14 protein-coding genes are annotated in these 15,931 nt (G+C 73.0%); 6 read left to right on the top strand and 8 right to left on the bottom strand.

Features of this window, described 5'->3' with window-relative positions:
- Positions 1-49 precede the first annotated feature (49 nt).
- Both MTQ01_RS10625 and MTQ01_RS10620 read left to right on the top strand, forming a co-directional pair.
- A complete protein-coding gene (locus MTQ01_RS10625; RefSeq protein ID WP_247488930.1) occupies positions 50-823 on the top strand; it encodes a class I SAM-dependent methyltransferase in 774 nt (257 codons plus the stop codon).
- A 165-nt stretch (positions 824-988) separates the two neighbouring features.
- Positions 989-2,218, top strand: a complete 1,230-nt coding sequence (locus MTQ01_RS10620; protein ID WP_247488928.1) for a CapA family protein — start codon at positions 989-991, stop codon at positions 2,216-2,218.
- Positions 2,219-2,432: 214 nt separating this feature from the next.
- Here the strand turns inward: MTQ01_RS10620 and MTQ01_RS10615 are convergent, their stop codons facing one another.
- The 3 genes from MTQ01_RS10615 to MTQ01_RS10605 form a co-directional block, all read right to left on the bottom strand.
- Complete coding sequence (locus tag MTQ01_RS10615) at positions 2,433-2,903, bottom strand: type II toxin-antitoxin system PemK/MazF family toxin (protein WP_247489213.1); 471 nt, start codon at positions 2,901-2,903, stop codon at positions 2,433-2,435.
- A 151-nt stretch (positions 2,904-3,054) separates the two neighbouring features.
- Positions 3,055-4,218 carry a hypothetical protein gene (locus MTQ01_RS10610; RefSeq protein WP_247488926.1) on the bottom strand — a complete coding sequence of 388 codons (1,164 nt, stop codon included), beginning with the start codon at positions 4,216-4,218 and terminating at the stop codon, positions 3,055-3,057.
- Positions 4,215-5,108, bottom strand: coding sequence for an SDR family oxidoreductase (locus tag MTQ01_RS10605; protein ID WP_282613417.1), 894 nt, complete (start codon positions 5,106-5,108; stop codon positions 4,215-4,217). The genes MTQ01_RS10610 and MTQ01_RS10605 overlap by 4 nt, the downstream gene beginning before the upstream one ends.
- Positions 5,109-5,237: 129 nt before the next feature.
- On the opposite strand from MTQ01_RS10605, the gene MTQ01_RS10600 reads away from it, so the two are divergent.
- Both MTQ01_RS10600 and MTQ01_RS10595 read left to right on the top strand, forming a co-directional pair.
- Positions 5,238-5,873: a TetR/AcrR family transcriptional regulator gene (locus MTQ01_RS10600; protein WP_247488922.1), complete on the top strand. Its 636-nt coding sequence runs from the start codon at positions 5,238-5,240 to the stop codon at positions 5,871-5,873.
- Between the two features lie 247 nt (positions 5,874-6,120).
- Positions 6,121-6,612 (top strand): NUDIX hydrolase, encoded by a 492-nt coding sequence (locus MTQ01_RS10595; RefSeq protein ID WP_247488920.1) that lies wholly within the window; start codon positions 6,121-6,123, stop codon positions 6,610-6,612.
- 135 nt (positions 6,613-6,747) lie between these two features.
- Here MTQ01_RS10595 and MTQ01_RS10590 read toward each other — a convergent pair whose 3' ends face one another.
- From MTQ01_RS10590 to rpsA, 5 genes are all read right to left on the bottom strand, one after another.
- Entirely contained in the window at positions 6,748-7,422 is a 675-nt protein-coding gene (locus MTQ01_RS10590) for an HNH endonuclease family protein (RefSeq protein WP_247489212.1), read from the bottom strand.
- Between the two features lie 227 nt (positions 7,423-7,649).
- On the bottom strand, positions 7,650-8,042 hold the full coding sequence (locus MTQ01_RS10585) for a tetratricopeptide repeat protein (RefSeq protein WP_247488918.1): 393 nt from the start codon (positions 8,040-8,042) through the stop codon (positions 7,650-7,652).
- Between the two features lie 113 nt (positions 8,043-8,155).
- Positions 8,156-8,749 (bottom strand): dephospho-CoA kinase, encoded by a 594-nt coding sequence (gene coaE, locus MTQ01_RS10580; RefSeq protein ID WP_247488917.1) that lies wholly within the window; start codon positions 8,747-8,749, stop codon positions 8,156-8,158.
- A 121-nt stretch (positions 8,750-8,870) separates the two neighbouring features.
- Positions 8,871-9,827 (bottom strand): PAC2 family protein, encoded by a 957-nt coding sequence (locus tag MTQ01_RS10575; protein ID WP_247488915.1) that lies wholly within the window; start codon positions 9,825-9,827, stop codon positions 8,871-8,873.
- A gap of 167 nt (positions 9,828-9,994) precedes the next feature.
- Positions 9,995-11,509, bottom strand: a complete 1,515-nt coding sequence (gene rpsA / locus MTQ01_RS10570; RefSeq protein WP_247488912.1) for a 30S ribosomal protein S1 — start codon at positions 11,507-11,509, stop codon at positions 9,995-9,997.
- A gap of 486 nt (positions 11,510-11,995) precedes the next feature.
- Between rpsA and MTQ01_RS10565 the strand changes: the two genes are divergently transcribed.
- Positions 11,996-12,919, top strand: coding sequence for a class I SAM-dependent methyltransferase (locus tag MTQ01_RS10565; protein WP_374207684.1), 924 nt, complete (start codon positions 11,996-11,998; stop codon positions 12,917-12,919).
- A gap of 241 nt (positions 12,920-13,160) precedes the next feature.
- Positions 13,161-15,704, top strand: coding sequence for an ATP-dependent helicase HrpB (gene hrpB / locus MTQ01_RS10560; protein ID WP_247489208.1), 2,544 nt, complete (start codon positions 13,161-13,163; stop codon positions 15,702-15,704).
- Positions 15,705-15,931: the final 227 nt, after the last annotated feature.

Here is a 15,931-nt window from a genome sequence, read left to right as displayed (position 1 = left end):
GCAGCGACGGACTGCCCGGACGGCAGCACACCCTCAGGAGGGCCCGCCCGTGTCGAAGCCCGCTCGCACCAACCGCGCCTCACTCGCCCACCGACTGCGCTACGCCTCCCGGAACCCGTCGAGGGTGCCCGCCCACCTGCGGCGGCTGCTGCGGGACGTGCGTCTGGCGCGGCGTTCGGGCCGCGACCACATCGCGTACTACCGCGGCGTGATGCGCGACGACGCGGCGCGCATCGCGGAGGCAGCGGTGGGCAGCGCCACCCACGACAGATGGTTGGCGCTGGGGCAGATGCAGTTCGACTATCTGCGGGAGCACGGCCTGACTCCCGAGGACCGGATGCTGGAGATCGGCTGCGGCAACCTGCGCGCCGGACGGCTCTTCATCGACCATCTGCGGCCGGGCCACTACCACGGTGTCGACATCTCTCCCGAGATCCTGCTCGCCGCCCAGCAGACACTCGTGCGCAACGATCTGCGCGAGAAGCTGCCGTATCTGACGCTGGTCGACGATCTGCGTCTGGCGCATCTGCCGGCCGCGCACTTCACCGTGGTGCACGCGCACAGCGTCTTCTCGCACTCCCCTCTGCACGTGATGGCGGAGTGCTTCTCCCACGTGGGCCGGGTGCTGGCCCCCGGCGGCTTCTTCGACTTCACCTACAACCGCACCGAGGGCAAGGAGCACCAGGTGCTGCGCGAAGACTTCTACTACCGCACCTCCACCTTGCTGGAGCTCGCCGAGGCGCACGGTCTGCGGGCGTGTGCGATGCCGGACTGGGACGAGCGTCCGCACCGGCAGTCGAAGATCCGTCTGCGCCACGGCTAGCGAGTCCGGCCGCCGCCGAGCGGCCCTGCCGCGGGACGGGGAGCCGGTCGCCTGTGCGCTGATCGTGCGACGGCTCCGGCGTGGCTGCCCGAGGCACCCGGCTCCGTGCAGATGAGTGGATTTCTCGACTTGTCAGCACGGAGCCGATCGAGAGGCAGCCCTCCCATGCCGAGACGCCGACGCCAGGGACAGCACCGGACGGCAGCCGTCGGATGCGCGCTGCTGCTGGCGGCCACCGCCTGCGCGGTCCCTGACCGGCCGACCGCCGCCACCGGCAGCGACGCGCCGCAGACACAACGGGACTCGTCGGCACCGGACGACGCCGCCGAGCAGCGCAGGGGCGGGCGCCAGGGATTCACCCTGGTCGCGTCGGGCGACATCCTGCCGCACGACGCCATCATCGAGCAGGCCCGCAAGGACGCCGGCGGCAGGGGCTTCGACTTCCGGCCCATGCTGGCCGCGGCCCGTCCGCTCGCACACGGAGCGGATCTGTCGATCTGCCACATGGAGACCGTGTACGCCGCGCCCCGCGGCCCGTTCACCGGCTATCCGGCCTTCCGCACTCCGCCGCAGATCGCCGGCGCGATCCGGGCCACGGGGTACGACTCGTGCTCCACCGCCTCCAACCACACGCTGGACGCGGGCCCCGCCGGGGTGACCCGCACCCTGAACGCGATGGACGCGGCCGGGCTGCGCCACTCCGGCTCGGCCCGGTCGGCAGCCGAACGTGCCGCTCCCCCGCTGTTGCGGGCCGGCGGCGCCACGGTGGCACATCTCGCCTACACCTACGGCACCAACGTCGGCGCGGATTCGCGCGGCATCCCGCTCGACGCGGCCCGCCCGTGGCTGGTCAACCGCACCGACCCCGTCCGCATCCTCCGGGACGCCCGGGCGGCCCGGCGGGCGGGCGCCGACGTGGTGGTGCTGAGCATGCACTGGGGAACCGAGTGGCAGGAGCAACCGGACGACGAGCAGCTGGAGTTGGCGCAGCAGCTCACCGCCGCCCGGGACGGCGGGCGGCGCGTCGTCGACCTGATCCTCGGCACGCACGCCCATGTGCCGCAGGCGTACGAGAAGGTCAACGGCACCTGGGTGGTCTACGGCATGGGCGACCAGCTCGCCGGGGAGATGAGCGACCCGCGCGGCAGCATGGGGTCGACGGCGCGGTTCGCCTTCGCTCCGCCGAGCCGCCGGGGCGGCGAGTGGCGGGTCCGCGCAGCCGAGTTCACACCCCATCTGGTGGTCGCGGAACCGGACTTCAGGCTGGTGGACCTCACCGAGGTGCCGAAGGTGTCGCCGGACGAACGGGCCCGGTACATCCGCGCGCGCAATCTGATCACCAGGGCGGTGCTGGCCAGGGGCGCCGCCGAGGACGGGCTGCGCGCAGCGCGTTGACCCGCCGCGCTCGCCCCGACCCGCCGCCGCGGTCCGCCCGCAAGGGCCGCCGCACGGGCCGCGGCACAGGCCGCCCACCGGGAGTCCGAGCCGGAAGCAGCAGCGAACTCCGGCCCCGACGGCGGATCGACGGTCGACGGCGGCGGGCGGCGCGCGGCGGGCGGCTGACGGCTGACCGCCGGGCGCGCGGCGCGCGGCGGGGCCGCGGGACGGCTCAGCGCCAGCCGTAGCGCTCCCGCAGCCGCTGCACGACGCGGTCGAAGCGGTCCCGTTCCAGCGCGCACGCCTCGCGACGCATTCCGTCGTCGTGTATGCGCAGGACGCGGTCCAGGTCCACCCAGCTCTCCCGGCCCTCGCGGTCCCACGGGCCGCTGCCGATCCCGACCCACTCGTGGTCGTCGTCGCGGCGACGGCTGGTGAGCTGGACGCCGAGCACCGTCCCGCCCTCCTCCGCGGCGACCACGAGGACCGGACGGTCCTTGCCGCGGCCGTCGTTCTCCTCATACGGCACCCAGGTCCAGACGATCTCGCCGGGGTCGGGGTCGCCGTCGGGGTCGGGCGCGTAGCTGGTGCGTACGGAGACGATGTCCCGGCCGCGCACTTCGACGGTGGCGTGCGCGCCCGAACTGCCCGGGCTCGGGGCGGAGTTGGCGTGGCGGTCGGCGCTGTGGACGTTCTTCGGCAGGGTCACGGTGCCCACCGTACTGCGGTGTCGACATTCTCTCGACGGCCAGGTGGCGGCCGGTCCGCCGCCGCGGGGTGTGGGCCCGGCTCCGCCGCCGCGGCCGGGCGGGCGACCGTCGCGGGGACGGTCGCCCGCCGACTGCCGGTGCGCCTCAACCGGCGGTGCGGGAACGGGAGAAGCTGCCGTGGTTCAGTCCGCCGTGGGTGAAGGTCGGCACGACCGGCCACTGGCGCTTCCAGCGCACCAGTTCCGAGGACGGCAGCACCTGACGCCACCGGGGGTCCCGCTTGCTCGGGTCGGCGAGGGTCTTCTCCAGCACCATGGAGTCGTACTGGTCGAGCGAGTCCTCCAGGGTGTTGGCGTTGGGCACGATCTCGCGGCCGAAGAAACGGGCGTGCCGTTTCACCCCCGGGATGCGGGAGAGCTCGGGCTGCCAGTTGTCCGCGGCCACGCCGTTCTCCGAGGAGACCCAGATGCCGTCGGGGGTGTTCAGCACCAGGGAGTGGTTGCCGTCGGTGTGACCGGGTGTCCACACCAGGCTGACGCCGACGCCGAGTTCGATGTCGCCCTCGAAGGGGACGACCCGCTCCTCGGGCACGCCGTCCATCCCGCCGTCGACGTACCAGGCCCACTGCATCGGGTGGGGCGACTCGAAGGTGCCCAGTTCCTTGCGGTGGACCAGCATCGAGGCGTTGGGGAACAGCGCGGTGGGCGGGGTGCGTTCGCCGGGGAACGCCTTGGAGCTGCCCATGATCATCCGTACGTCCTGGACGTGCAGATGGTCGAAGCTGACGTAGTCGACCTCCTCCGGGCGCACCCCGCACAGCGGCAGCACGTCCTCGGGCTCGTGGTAGTAGCGGGTGAAGACTCGATTGCTGAGGAAGTCGCCGAAGATCGACTGGAGTTGGGAGTAGTAGGGCGCCTCGCGGGAGCCCGCCGCGACGGTCGGCTCCCAGACCAGAGTGCAGGGGTTGCCCTCGAAGTCCTGGTAGCGCACCACCAGCACCCGGTTGGCGATGTTGACGAACGGATTCACCGCGAGCGCCGAGCCGTTGAAGGCGAACTTGGTCGGGTACGGCGCGGCGGCGATGTCGAAAGTCCGCACCGCGGTGATCTCGCCCTGGCCGCGGAACCTCTCGCGGTAGGACTCGGCCGCGGCGCGGACGGCGGCGAGCCGGTCCCCGCGCGGCCAGACCTCGCGCACCCCGGCGAACTCCGGGATCGTGCGGATGCCGCCCGGCAGCCCCCCGTCGGCGGAGTTGGCGGAGTCGGCGCTCTGCACGGCGTCGGTGCTGTCCGTGTGGTCGATGCTCATCGCTGGGGCCCTTCCGCGGCGCCGGATCGGCTGCCGCTGGTTCTGCTCTCGTAGTCGGCGCGCACGGCGGGGTCGCCGTCGGCGAGCTGGTTGGGGACGACGGCGCGCAGCAGGCCGGCGCGCACCCGCGCGGGCAGCACTGCCGCCACGGTGGGCACCAGCGCGAGATGCCGGGGCACGAACGTCTCGGGGCGCGGCCGGCGCACGACCCGCAGTACGGCGGCGGCGACATCGTCGGTGCTGAGCCTGCGCGTTGCGCCCTGGCTGGTACCGATGGCCAGCTCGGTGTCGACGACACCTGGCATGACCAGCGATATCTCCACGCCGCTGCCGCGCAGTTCGGCACGGGCCGCGACGCTGAATCCGTAGACGGCGTGCTTGGTGGCGGCGTACGTCGCCTCGCCTCGCGGGGAGAGCCTGCTGGCGGCGGAGGCGACGGTGACGATGTGGCCACCGCCCCTGGGTCTCATCCGGCGCGCGGCGAGCCTGGTGCCGGAGAGGACACCGTGGACGTTGACGTCGAACTGCCTGCGGGCGGCGGTGTCCGGCTCGTCCGCGAAGTGGCCGACCCACATGATCCCGGCGTTGTTGACGAAGACGTCGATCGGGCCGAACCGCTCCTCGGTGCCGTCCCAGAACGCCTCGAGAGAGTCCGCGGCGGTGACGTCCAGCGCGTAGCCCTCGGCGGACCCGCCGGCGTCGCGTATCGCCTGCGCGGCCGCCCGCGCCGAGTCGAAGTCCACATCGCCGAGCGCCACCCGGGCGCCCGCGGCGGCGAGTGTTTCGGCGACCCGGCGGCCGATGCCGCGGCCGGCACCGGTCACGGCTACCACTCTGCCTGCGAGCGGACGGCCGGAAGGTCCGGCCGTCCGCTTCCTGGCTCTGCTCATGTCACGGCTCCCCGGCGATCTTCACAGGTCAAAACGGCGGCAAGGCGCCACGCACAATCTGACAAAGATGAGTGTCAGATGATTGAGGCATGCTGTCAACACATTCGGAGCCCGCAGAAAGGACCCGCAGTGCCGGAGTCAGCCCCCGCCGTCGGCCGTCGCTACGGCGGCCAGGACGCGGCCGAGCGCAGAGCCGAACGACGGGCCCGTTTCATCGAGGCCGGCTTGGAGCTCTTCGGCACCCAGGGCTACGCGGGCACCTCCGTGCGCGCGATCTGCGGCGAGGCACGGCTGACCGAGCGCTACTTCTACGAGGCCGTTCGCGACCGGGAAGAACTGTTGGCGGTCGTCTACGAGGAGCTCGTGCAGGAGGTGCAGACCGCCACCTTCGCCGCCGTGGCGGAGGCGGGCCCCGAGATGGAGGACCAGGTCACCGCGGGCCTGGGCACCTTCGTCCGCGTTCTGTCGGAGGACCCCCGCAAGGCACGGGTCATCCTGGTCGAGGTGGTCGGCGCGAGCACTCGCCTGGAGAACAGACGGCACCGGGTCATCCACGAGTTCGCCGACTTCATCGCCGACCTCGGCAAGACCCACGCCCCGGAGAAGGACCGGCAGTGGCTCGGCATGATCGCGGTGGCGCTGGTCGGCGGAGTCAACGAGCTGCTGGTCTCGCGCACACCGGCGCCCGAGCGCGCCGGCGACAGCCGTGACCGGGACCGGATCGTCGGCGTCTGCACCAGCCTCTTTCTGGGCGCACTGCGCTGACCGCCCCCGCCGACCGGCACGGCACGGCACACCCGTACTCCCGGCACGGCACACCCGTACTCCCGGCACGGCACACCTGCGCTCCCCTGCACACCGCGGCAACCGCGCGCCGGCACACGGGAGTTCGTCGACTCGACGGATGCCGCCCTCCGACGGCAGACTCGGTCGACCGACCGGCTCGTACGAGTGTTCCCCGCAAGCGGCGACCGGGCGGTGGACCGAAGACAGCTGACGACGGAGACAGTTGATGCGTACTCCCCGCCGAGCCGCCCGGGTGGCCGTGCTCGATCCCGAAGGAGCGGTGTTCCTCTTCCGCTACGACGACCAGGTGGAGGTCGGCCGCCACTGGGCGATGCCCGGCGGCGGACTGGAGGAGAGCGAGACCCCGCAGGAGGGCGCCCGTCGCGAACTGCGCGAGGAGACCGGCTGGTACGACCTGGAGCCGGGCACGCTGCTGTGCACCTGGGAGCACGACTTCTGCCGCAACGGAACACCGGTGCGCCAGCACGAGCACATCTACCTCGCCCACGGCCCGCGCCGGGAGCCGACGGACTCGACCACGCACGAGGCGGAGCAGATGCTCGGCTGGCGCTGGTGGACGCACGCCGAACTCACGGCCACCACCGAGGAGTTGTGGCCGCCACAGCTGCCCGCCCTGCTCGGCCGGCAGCGCGCCACCGGCGGTGACCGGCTGCCCCCGGTCGACCTGGGCTACGTACCGCCCCCGCCGCGCCGCTGACCCCGGGCCGCGCCCGAGCGCCGGGAGCCCGCGGCGACCGGAGAGCCGACGACGGCCGACCCGCTGCGGATCGCCGGCCGGTGGCGCCCTGTGGTGGCGGCCGGCGACCCGCTGCGGATCGCCGGCCGCACCGGCTCACTTCGGGGCGCTGAACCGGTCCGGGGCGCTCGTCGGCGCCTCGCCCGGCTCGGGGAGCTTCTGGTCCGAACAGCCCTCCAGCACCGTCGACATGGCCTTGTGCTCGTCCTTGGTCACCCACAGCTCGTACTTGCGCTTCACCGCGATCTGGAGGGCGACGTACTCGCACTGGTACGCCTCGTGCGCCGGGAGCCACTCGGCCGCGTCCTTGTCGCCCTTCTGCCGGTTCGGCGAGGCCCCGACGGCGAGGAGGTTGAGCGGGTCGTTCGCCAGCGCGATGCGCTTGGCCGGCTCCCACTCGCCGGCTCCCTTCTGCCAGGCGTCGGAGAGCGGCACCAGATGGTCGATGTCCACCTTGCTGCGCCCGGCGGTGAACTCCACCCGGTCCCCGGTGTACGGGTCGACCTCGAGGGTTCCGTTCTTCACCTCGCAGTCGTCCCCGTCGAATCCGACGTCCGCGAGGTCACGGCGGAGGATGTCGTTGCGGGTGTTGCAGCTGTTGCCGTCGACATCGGCCCAGGCGGAACCGAACTTCCTCCGGTCGTAGCCGGAGGTGTCCGCCGGCTCCCGGACCTCGAGCTCGGCGAGAGCTTCGACCGCTCCACCGCTCGCGGTGTCGGGTCTGTCGTCGCTCGGGGAGTCCTCGGTCTCCGTGGTGCAGCCGGTCAACAGGAGTGCGGAGAGTGCGAGGGCGGCGGCAGGGCGCAGCGCGGCGCGGCCAGATATCACAGGAGGGCATCCCAACAGGGCGTGTGCGAACGGGACTCGGGTGAGGTACCGGCAAGATCCTAGCGAGCCCCGTCACCGTCCGCAGCCGGGTCCGCACAGCTCACGACCGCGGTGGTCCGGCACGCCGCCGGCCCCGGGCGCAGTGCCCGGGGCCGGTGAGATGCGGGTGGTCAGCGGGGCTCGGGAGGCGGGCTGCCGCCCTCCGCGCCCCGCTCGAAACCTGCCGCCGCCACGAAGTCGGGACGGGGGTCCAGCGCTGCCGCCAACCGGAAGTGGCGCCTGGCCTCGTCCGGCCGCGCCGCCCGCTCCAGCGTGCGCGCCAGCGCGAAGTGCGCGAACGCGTTGTCCGGCTCGCGCTCGAGCACATAGCCGAACTCCATCTCGGCGGCACGCAGTTGGGCGCCGAGGAAGAAGGCCCTGGCGCGCAGCAGCCGGGCGGCGGTGTGCTCGGGATAGGCGGCAATCACGGCGTCCAGCAGCTGGATCGCACCCCGGGGGTCGCGCGCATCCAGCAGATGCTCCGCCGCGCGGTAGTCGATGACGTACGTCTCTGGCGTCGGCATGACAAACCTCCTCACGCGGGTGTCAACGACATCCACGTCGAAGTCATTCCCCGTGGGCCGCGGTCCCAGTCGGGCCCGCGCTGATCCCGCCCCGCCGCAGCAGGACGACGGGATCAGCGGCGGTCGAGCAACTGCTGCCACAGCCGACGCACCGCCGGCTCCAGATCCTCCAACGGGCCGTCGTTGTCGATCACGAAATCGGCCACCGCCAGGCGCTGTTCGCGCTCCGCCTGCGCCGCCATCCTGGCGCGGGCGTCCTCCTCGCTCATACCGCGCACCCGCACCAGCCGGTCCAGCTGCGTCGCGGGCAGTGCGTCCACGACGACCACGGCGTCGTAGAGCGGCATCATGCCGTTCTCCACCAGGAGCGGCACATCGTGCACCAGCACCGCGTCCTCGCCGGCTGCCGCCTTCAGCTCCTCGCTGCGGGCCCCGACCAGGGGGTGGACGATCGCGTTCAGCGCACCGAGGCGGTCCGGGTCGGCGAACACGATCCGGCCCAGCGCCGGCCTGTCCAACCGGCCGTCCGGCAGCAGTACGCCCTCCCCGAACTCGCCGACCACCGCGGCCAGTCCGGGGGTGCCCGGCTCCACGACCTCGCGCGCGATCAGGTCGGCGTCGATCACGACCGCGCCGCAGGAGGCGAGCAGCCGGGACACCTCGCTCTTCCCCGCGCCGATTCCTCCGGTCAAACCCACACTCAGCATGGCGCCACCCTAACCACGGCCCCAACCGGCCGACGGCAGCGGGACGAGGCCCACCGACGCGGAACCGGCAGCCGGGCCGCCGAAAACGTCGGCCGAAAACCGAATCGTCAGCCGGAAGCCGTCAGCCGCCCCATTCGCCGGCGTCGCGCTCGCGCTCGGCGAGGAACTGCTCGAACACCTCGCCGAGCTCCTCGGCCGACGGCAGCTCGGCCGACTCCGCGACGAGACTGCCCCGGGTCCGGGCGCCGGCCACCGCGTCGTACTGCTGCTCCAGACCGCGCACCACGGCGGTCAACTCCTCGTCCCCCTCGGCGAGCTGGCGCTCGATCTCCACCTGGGTGCGGCGCGCCTTGGTGCGCAGCTCCTGCGCGACGGACGGCAGCACCAGCCCGGTCGCGGCCGTCACGGCCTCCAGCGCGACCAGCGCCGCGTCCGGGTACGCGGACCTGGCCAGATAGTGCGGAACATGGGCGGCGACGCCCAGCGCCCCGTGATCGGCCTCGGTCAGGCGGTACTCCAGAAGCGCCGCCGCGCTGCCCGGCACCTGCGCCTCGTCGAACAACTGCGGCTGGGTGGGCACCAGCTCGGCTCTGCTGCCGTGCGGGGTCAGCCCCACGGGGCGGGTGTGCGGAACGCCCATCGGAATTCCGTGGAAGGTGGCGGAGAGCCGGACGCCCAGCCGCTCCACCATCCCGGCCACCGCCGCGGTGAAGCTCTCCCACTCGACGTCCGGCTCGGGTCCGGACAGCACCAGGAACGGGGCGCCCGCGCCGTCCCGGACGAGACGCAGGAGCAGCTCGGGACGCTGGTACTCCGTCCAGCGGTCGCGATGGAAGGTCATCAGGGGGCGCCGGGCTCGGTAGTCGACCAGACGGTCGGTGTCGAACCGCGCCACGACCTGCGACTCCTGGCGCTCCAGCACCTCGCTGACGATCTGCTCGCCCACACCGCCGGCGTCGATGAAGCCCTCGAAGTGGTAGAGCATCGTCAGGCCCGCACCCACACCGCGGTCGATGATGCCCTCCACCGCGCGGAGCCCCGACGGCTCCCACTCGTACAACTCGCGTGGATCACGCACAGCTCTCGCCTCTCCGTGTCGCTTACGGACTCGTCAACGCCCGCGCCGGCCAAGGCTATTCCCCTCAGCTGTGCGAACAGGCGAAGGGCCCGCCCCCCGCGTACGGGGGACGGGCCCTGGGACCGCTCACGGCCGCCCTCCGAGGGGCGGAGCGTGGAGGCAGAGCGTCAGCTCTGGCCGCCGGCCAGCTTCTCGCGGAGCGCGGCGAGCGCCTCGTCCGAGGCCAGCGCGCCGGAGTCGTCACCGGAGTCCGAGGAGTACGAGCCGCCACCCTGGCCGCCGCCACTGCTGGACGGAGCCGGCTGGTTGCCCGCCGCGGCACCCTCGGCCTCGGCCTGGGCGTCCGCCTCGCGCGACTTGATGACCTGCGCCTGGTGCTGCTCGAAGCGGGTCTGCGCCTCGGCGTACTGGCGCTCCCACTCCTCGCGCTGCTTCTCGTAGCCCTCGAGCCAGTCGTTGGCCTCGGGGTCGAAGCCCTCGGGGTAGATGTAGTTGCCCTGGTCGTCGTAGGACGCCGCCATGCCGTACAGGGTCGGGTCGAAGTCGACGGCCATCGGGTCGCCGCCGAAGGACTCGTTGGCCTGCTTCAGCGAGAGGCTGATGCGACGACGCTCGAGGTCGATGTCGATGACCTTGACGAAGATCTCGTCGTTGACCTGGACGACCTGCTCCGGGATCTCCACGTGGCGCTCGGCCAGCTCGGAGATGTGGACCAGACCCTCGATGCCCTCGTCCACGCGGACGAACGCACCGAACGGCACCAGCTTGGTGACCTTGCCGGGGACGACCTGGCCGATCTGGTGGGTGCGGGCGAACTGCTGCCACGGGTCTTCCTGGGTCGCCTTGAGCGACAGGGAGACGCGCTCGCGGTCCATGTCGACGTCCAGGACCTCGACCGTGACCTCCTGGCCGACCTCGACGACCTCGGAGGGGTGGTCGATGTGCTTCCAGGACAGCTCGGAGACGTGCACCAGACCGTCGACGCCGCCCAGGTCCACGAAGGCACCGAAGTTGACGATGGAGGAGACGACGCCGGAGCGCACCTGGCCCTTCTGCAGGGTGGTGAGGAAGGTCTGACGGACCTCGCTCTGGGTCTGCTCCAGCCAGGCACGGCGGGACAGGACCACGTTGTTGCGGTTCTTGTCCAGCTCGATGATCTTGGCCTCGAGCTCCTTGCCCACGTAGGGCTGGAGGTCGCGGACACGACGCATCTCGACCAGGGAGGCCGGGAGGAAGCCGCGCAGGCCGATGTCGAGGATGAGACCACCCTTGACGACCTCGATGACGGTACCGGTGACGATCCCGTCCTCTTCCTTGATCTTCTCGATGGTGCCCCAGGCACGCTCGTACTGGGCGCGCTTCTTCGAGAGGATCAGGCGACCTTCCTTGTCCTCCTTCTGGAGAACAAGGGCCTCGATCTCGTCACCGACGGCGACGACCTCGTTGGGGTCGACGTCGTGCTTGATCGAAAGCTCGCGGGACGGAATGACGCCCTCGGTCTTGTAACCGATGTCGAGCAGGACCTCGTCCCGGTCGACCTTCACGATGACGCCGTCGACGATGTCGCCGTCGTTGAAGTACTTGATCGTCTCGTCGATCGCGGCGAGGAATTCTTCCTCGGAACCGATGTCGTTGACCGCAACCTGCGGGGTGGTGGCGGTGGTCTCGGTGCTGCTCGTCATGTGGTTAAGGGCTCCGGTACGGACAGATACGTCGTAGGTACTGCTACGCCGAGAGCCCGTTTCCACACCGCCGAAGCCGGACAGCCTGAGAAGCGCTCGAATTCTCCACGCCGTTCGACGACGACGTACGAGGGAGCGCCTCAACAACCGAGAGGACATACAACCGATGCAAGCGCGGCCTGCTCCGTCCGAGGCGCACGCAGACCCGCAGCGCAACTTGTAGCATACGGGTGCAGCTGGGCGGGGTCAATGCGCGTTTGCGACAGGCGAGGCCAATCACCCAAAACCGGCACGCCTGGCGCCAGTTGCTCCCGTGAGCTCAAGCGTTGCCCACGGTACGGCACGGCCCGCGACCTGCGTACCCCGGCTCCCCCGGCGCCGCATCCGTGCGCGCCGGCCGCGCCGGCAGGCACACCCCTCGGGCACGCCGCGCCCGCCGCTTCCGCACTCGTGTGCGCCGCTCCCGCAGGGGCGCACACCTCACAGATGGACGACATGACGCAGCACGAGACGACCGGCACGGCCTCCTCCGCCACCGCGGGTGCGCACCTCCCCGCGGCCGGGCAGGACCCCGACGACACCACCGCCGTGCGCCGCGCCGCGGACGCACCGGAGAGCGCCCGGGCCAGCAGGCACTGGTGGGACCGGAACGCCGACGAGTACCAGCAGGAGCACGGCGGCTTCCTCGGGGACGACCGGTTCGTCTGGGGCCCCGAGGGGCTGAGCGAGGACGAGGCAGGGCTGCTCGGCGATCCGGCCGGGCTGCGCGGTGCGCGGGTGCTGGAGCTCGGCGCCGGAGCCGCGCAGTGCGCGCGGTGGCTGGCGGCCAGGGGCGCGCGTCCGGTCGCGCTGGACGTCTCCCACCGGCAGCTCCAGCACGCGCTTCGGATCGGAGTCGACAACGTCGACCTGGTCGAGGCCGACGCCGGGCGGCTGCCCTTCGTGGACGGCGGTTTCGACCTGGTGTGCTCCTCCTACGGCGCGCTCCCGTTCGTCGCGGATCCGCGCACGGTGCTCCGCGAGGTCCACCGGGTGCTGCGGCCCGGCGGCCGGCTGGTCTTCTCCCTCACCCACCCGATCCGCTGGGCGCTGCCCGACGAACCGGGCCCGGAGGGGCTGAGCGTGGCCGCCTCCTACTTCGACCGCACGCCGTACGTGGAGCAGGACGAGCAGGGCCGCGCGGTGTATGTGGAGCACCACCGCACGCTCGGCGACCGGGTGCGCGATCTGACCGCCACCGGCTTCACCCTGCTCGACCTGGTCGAGCCCGAGTGGCCGCGGTGGAACCGGCAGGAGTGGGGCGGCTGGTCGCCGTTGCGCGGGAACCTGATCCCGGGCACCGCGATCTTCGTCTGCGCACGCGCCGACGGGCCCCGGGAGCCGGACCGCACGACCGACGCGCGAAAGTAGGCCGGTGCCCACACCGCCATCGCACTCCTCCCGCCGGCCCCCGCGAGCCGAGGCCCCCGCCCGTACGCAGCCCGGAGCCCGCGAAGAGCGCCTTGCCGAGAACCGTCGCGACGCCCGTACCGAGGCACGCCGTCGCGACGCCCGTACCGACGCCCGCGGGTCCGACGCCGGCGCCGGCGCGTCGCCGGACCCGCGGGCCGGCTCCGCCCCGCGGACGTCGACGGGCCCGCGCGCGGACGCCCTGGAGCGCCTGCCCGTACGCACCGCGCTGCCCGCACTGCGCGAAGCCCTGGAGCAGCGCGGAACCGCGGTGCTCCACGCCCCGCCCGGCACCGGCAAGACGACGCTGGTCCCGCCCGCGCTGGCGGGGCTGCTCGCCGACGGCGCTCCGGCCCGGAACGTCCTGGTGGCGGAGCCGCGGCGGCTGGCCGCCCGGTCCGCGGCCCGTCGGATCGCGTGGCTCCTGGGCGAGCGGGTGGGCGAATCGGTGGGCTACACCGTGCGCGGTGAGCGCCGGGTGGGACCCCGTACGCGGGTGGAGGTGGTGACCACCGGCGTACTGCTGAGGCGGCTGCAGCGCGACCCGGAACTGCCCGGCACCGACGTCGTGTTGCTGGACGAGTGCCACGAGCGGCACCTGGACGCCGACACCGCGCTGGCGTTCCTGCTGGACGTACGAGCCGCCCTGCGGCCCGAGCTGCGGCTGGTGCTCGCCTCGGCGACGGCCGACACCGACGCCTGGGCCGAGCTGCTCGCCCGGCAGGAAGGCGGCGAGCCGGCTCCGGTGGTGGCCGCGGAGGGAATCGCGCACCCCGTGGACATCGCACACGCACCGCCGCCGCGGGGCGCGGCGCCCCCGCACGGCACCCGCGTCGACCCGGCCCTGCTCTCCCACGTGGCGGCTACGGTGGTCCGGGGGCTGGAGTGCGACCCGGACGGCGACGTGCTCTGCTTCCTGCCCGGAGTGGGCGAGATCGCCCGAGTGGCGCGGCAGTTGACTGAGCGGCTCGGCTCGCGGGCGGAGGTGCTCCAACTGCACGGCCGGGCGCCGGCGGACGTCCAGGACGCGGTTCTGCGCGGACGCGGCGGGGAGGGTCCGCGCCGGATCGTACTGACCACCTCCGTGGCCGAGTCCAGCCTGACGGTGCCGGGGGTGCGGGTGGTGGTCGACTCCGGTCTCGCCCGGGAGCCGCGGATGGACCACGCGCGCGGCCTCGGCTCCCTGGTCACGGTCCGGGTCTCCCGGGCGACCGCCGTCCAGCGCGCCGGTCGGGCCGGGCGCGAGGGCCCCGGCGTCGCGCTGCGCTGTTGGGAACAGGCGGAGGAGGCACGCCGGCAGCGGTTCCCCTCGCCCGAGATCGCACTCGCCGACCTCACCGACTTCGCCCTGCAGACCGCCTGTTGGGGCGATCCGGAAGCCCGGACGCTGGCACTGCTCGACCCGCCTCCCGCGGGAGCGATGGCCGCTGCCCGCGACACCCTGCGGGCCATCGGCGCGGTGGACGAGCAGGGGCGGGTGACCGCGCGCGGCAGGGCAATGGCCGGAATGGGGCTGCACCCCCGCCTGGCCCGGGCCCTCCTCGACGGCGCACGGCTGACCCGGCCGCAGCTGGCCGCCGAGGTCGTCGCGCTCATCGGTGAACCCCCGCCCGCGCAGTGGGGCACCGAGGTGTCGGCGGCGCTGCGCGAGGCCCGACGGGTCGGCGAGCGCGACCCCTACGGCGGACGCTGGCGACGCGAGGTGCGACGGCTGCGGGAGGCGCTGCGAACGGTCGGCACGGTCGCCGACGACGGCCGGGAAACAGGGCCCCGCCGGCCCCTGGATCCGCCCGAGGGCCTGACCGAGGAGCTCGCCGCGGGACTGGTGGTGGCGCTCGCCCACCCCGAACGCGTCGCGCGCGGACGAGGCCCGGGCAGCTGGCTGATGGCCTCCGGCACCCGCGCGGAGCACCGGTCCGGCGACGGCGGGTGGCTCGCCGTCGCGACAGCGGACCGGCCGGCGGGCGCGGCCACCGCCCGGGTGCGCCTGGCGGCCGAACTGGACGAGGAACTGGCCCGCTTGGCCGCCGGAGCACTGCGACGCGAGTACACGGACATCACGCTGGACGCCGACCGCGGCCAGGTCGTGGCCAGGCGCGTCGAGGCGCTCGGCGCCATCGAACTGCGCAGCCGCGTCGAGCCCGCGCCCGAACCGGAGGTCGTCCGCGAAGCCCTGCGGACCCGCCTGCGCGAGCAGGGACCGGAAGTGCTGCGCTGGCCCGAGAGCGCCCTGCGGCTGCGGCAGCGACTCGCCTTCCTGCACCGCGAACTCGGGCCGCCCTGGCCCGATGTCGGCGACGACGCGCTGGTGGCCGCGGTCGGCGAGCGACTGACCGGCACCTCGCTGGCGAAGGTGGATGTGCATGCGGTGCTCACCTCGCTGCTGCCGTGGGCGTCGGGCGCGGCAGCGCGCTTCGAGGAGCTGGCGCCCGAACGCGTCGAAGTGCCCTCCGGCTCAAGGGTGCGGATCGACTACGGGAGCGAACAGCCCGTGCTCGCGGTGAAGTTGCAGGAGCTCTTCGGCTGGAACGCCACCCCGCGGATCGCGGGCGGACGGGTGCCGCTGCTGGTCCATCTGCTCTCGCCCGCCGGTCGACCCGCCGCGGTGACCGCCGACCTCGCCTCCTTCTGGCAGCAGGGCTACCGCTCCGTCCGGGCGGAGCTGCGCGGGCGCTACCCCAGACACCCGTGGCCGGACGACCCGACGACGGCACAACCGACCAGCCGGGTACGGCGCCGCGGTTAGGCGCCCTGCCCCGAGCCGGCGCCGCGTTCCGCCGCCCGCCACCCGCCGCCTGCCACCCGCCGCCTCCGATGTGGGCCGGCTTGACACCCCGGCCCCACCGCCCGGGCTCGTACGCCGGTCGCGCGCCGGCCGTCGCCGCAGCGCTGCGTCGAGCGCCCGTCGGCACATCACGCCGCAGCCCACCAAACGGCCGTCGGCAGCAGGCGCCCCGGCCGACCCCGGCCGCT

The organism is Streptomyces sp. XM4193, assembly GCF_023072595.1.
Lineage (GTDB): Bacteria > Actinomycetota > Actinomycetes > Streptomycetales > Streptomycetaceae > Streptomyces.
The sequence above is the reverse complement of the archived record's forward strand: the minus strand, read 5'-3'. Positions and strand labels throughout refer to the sequence as shown.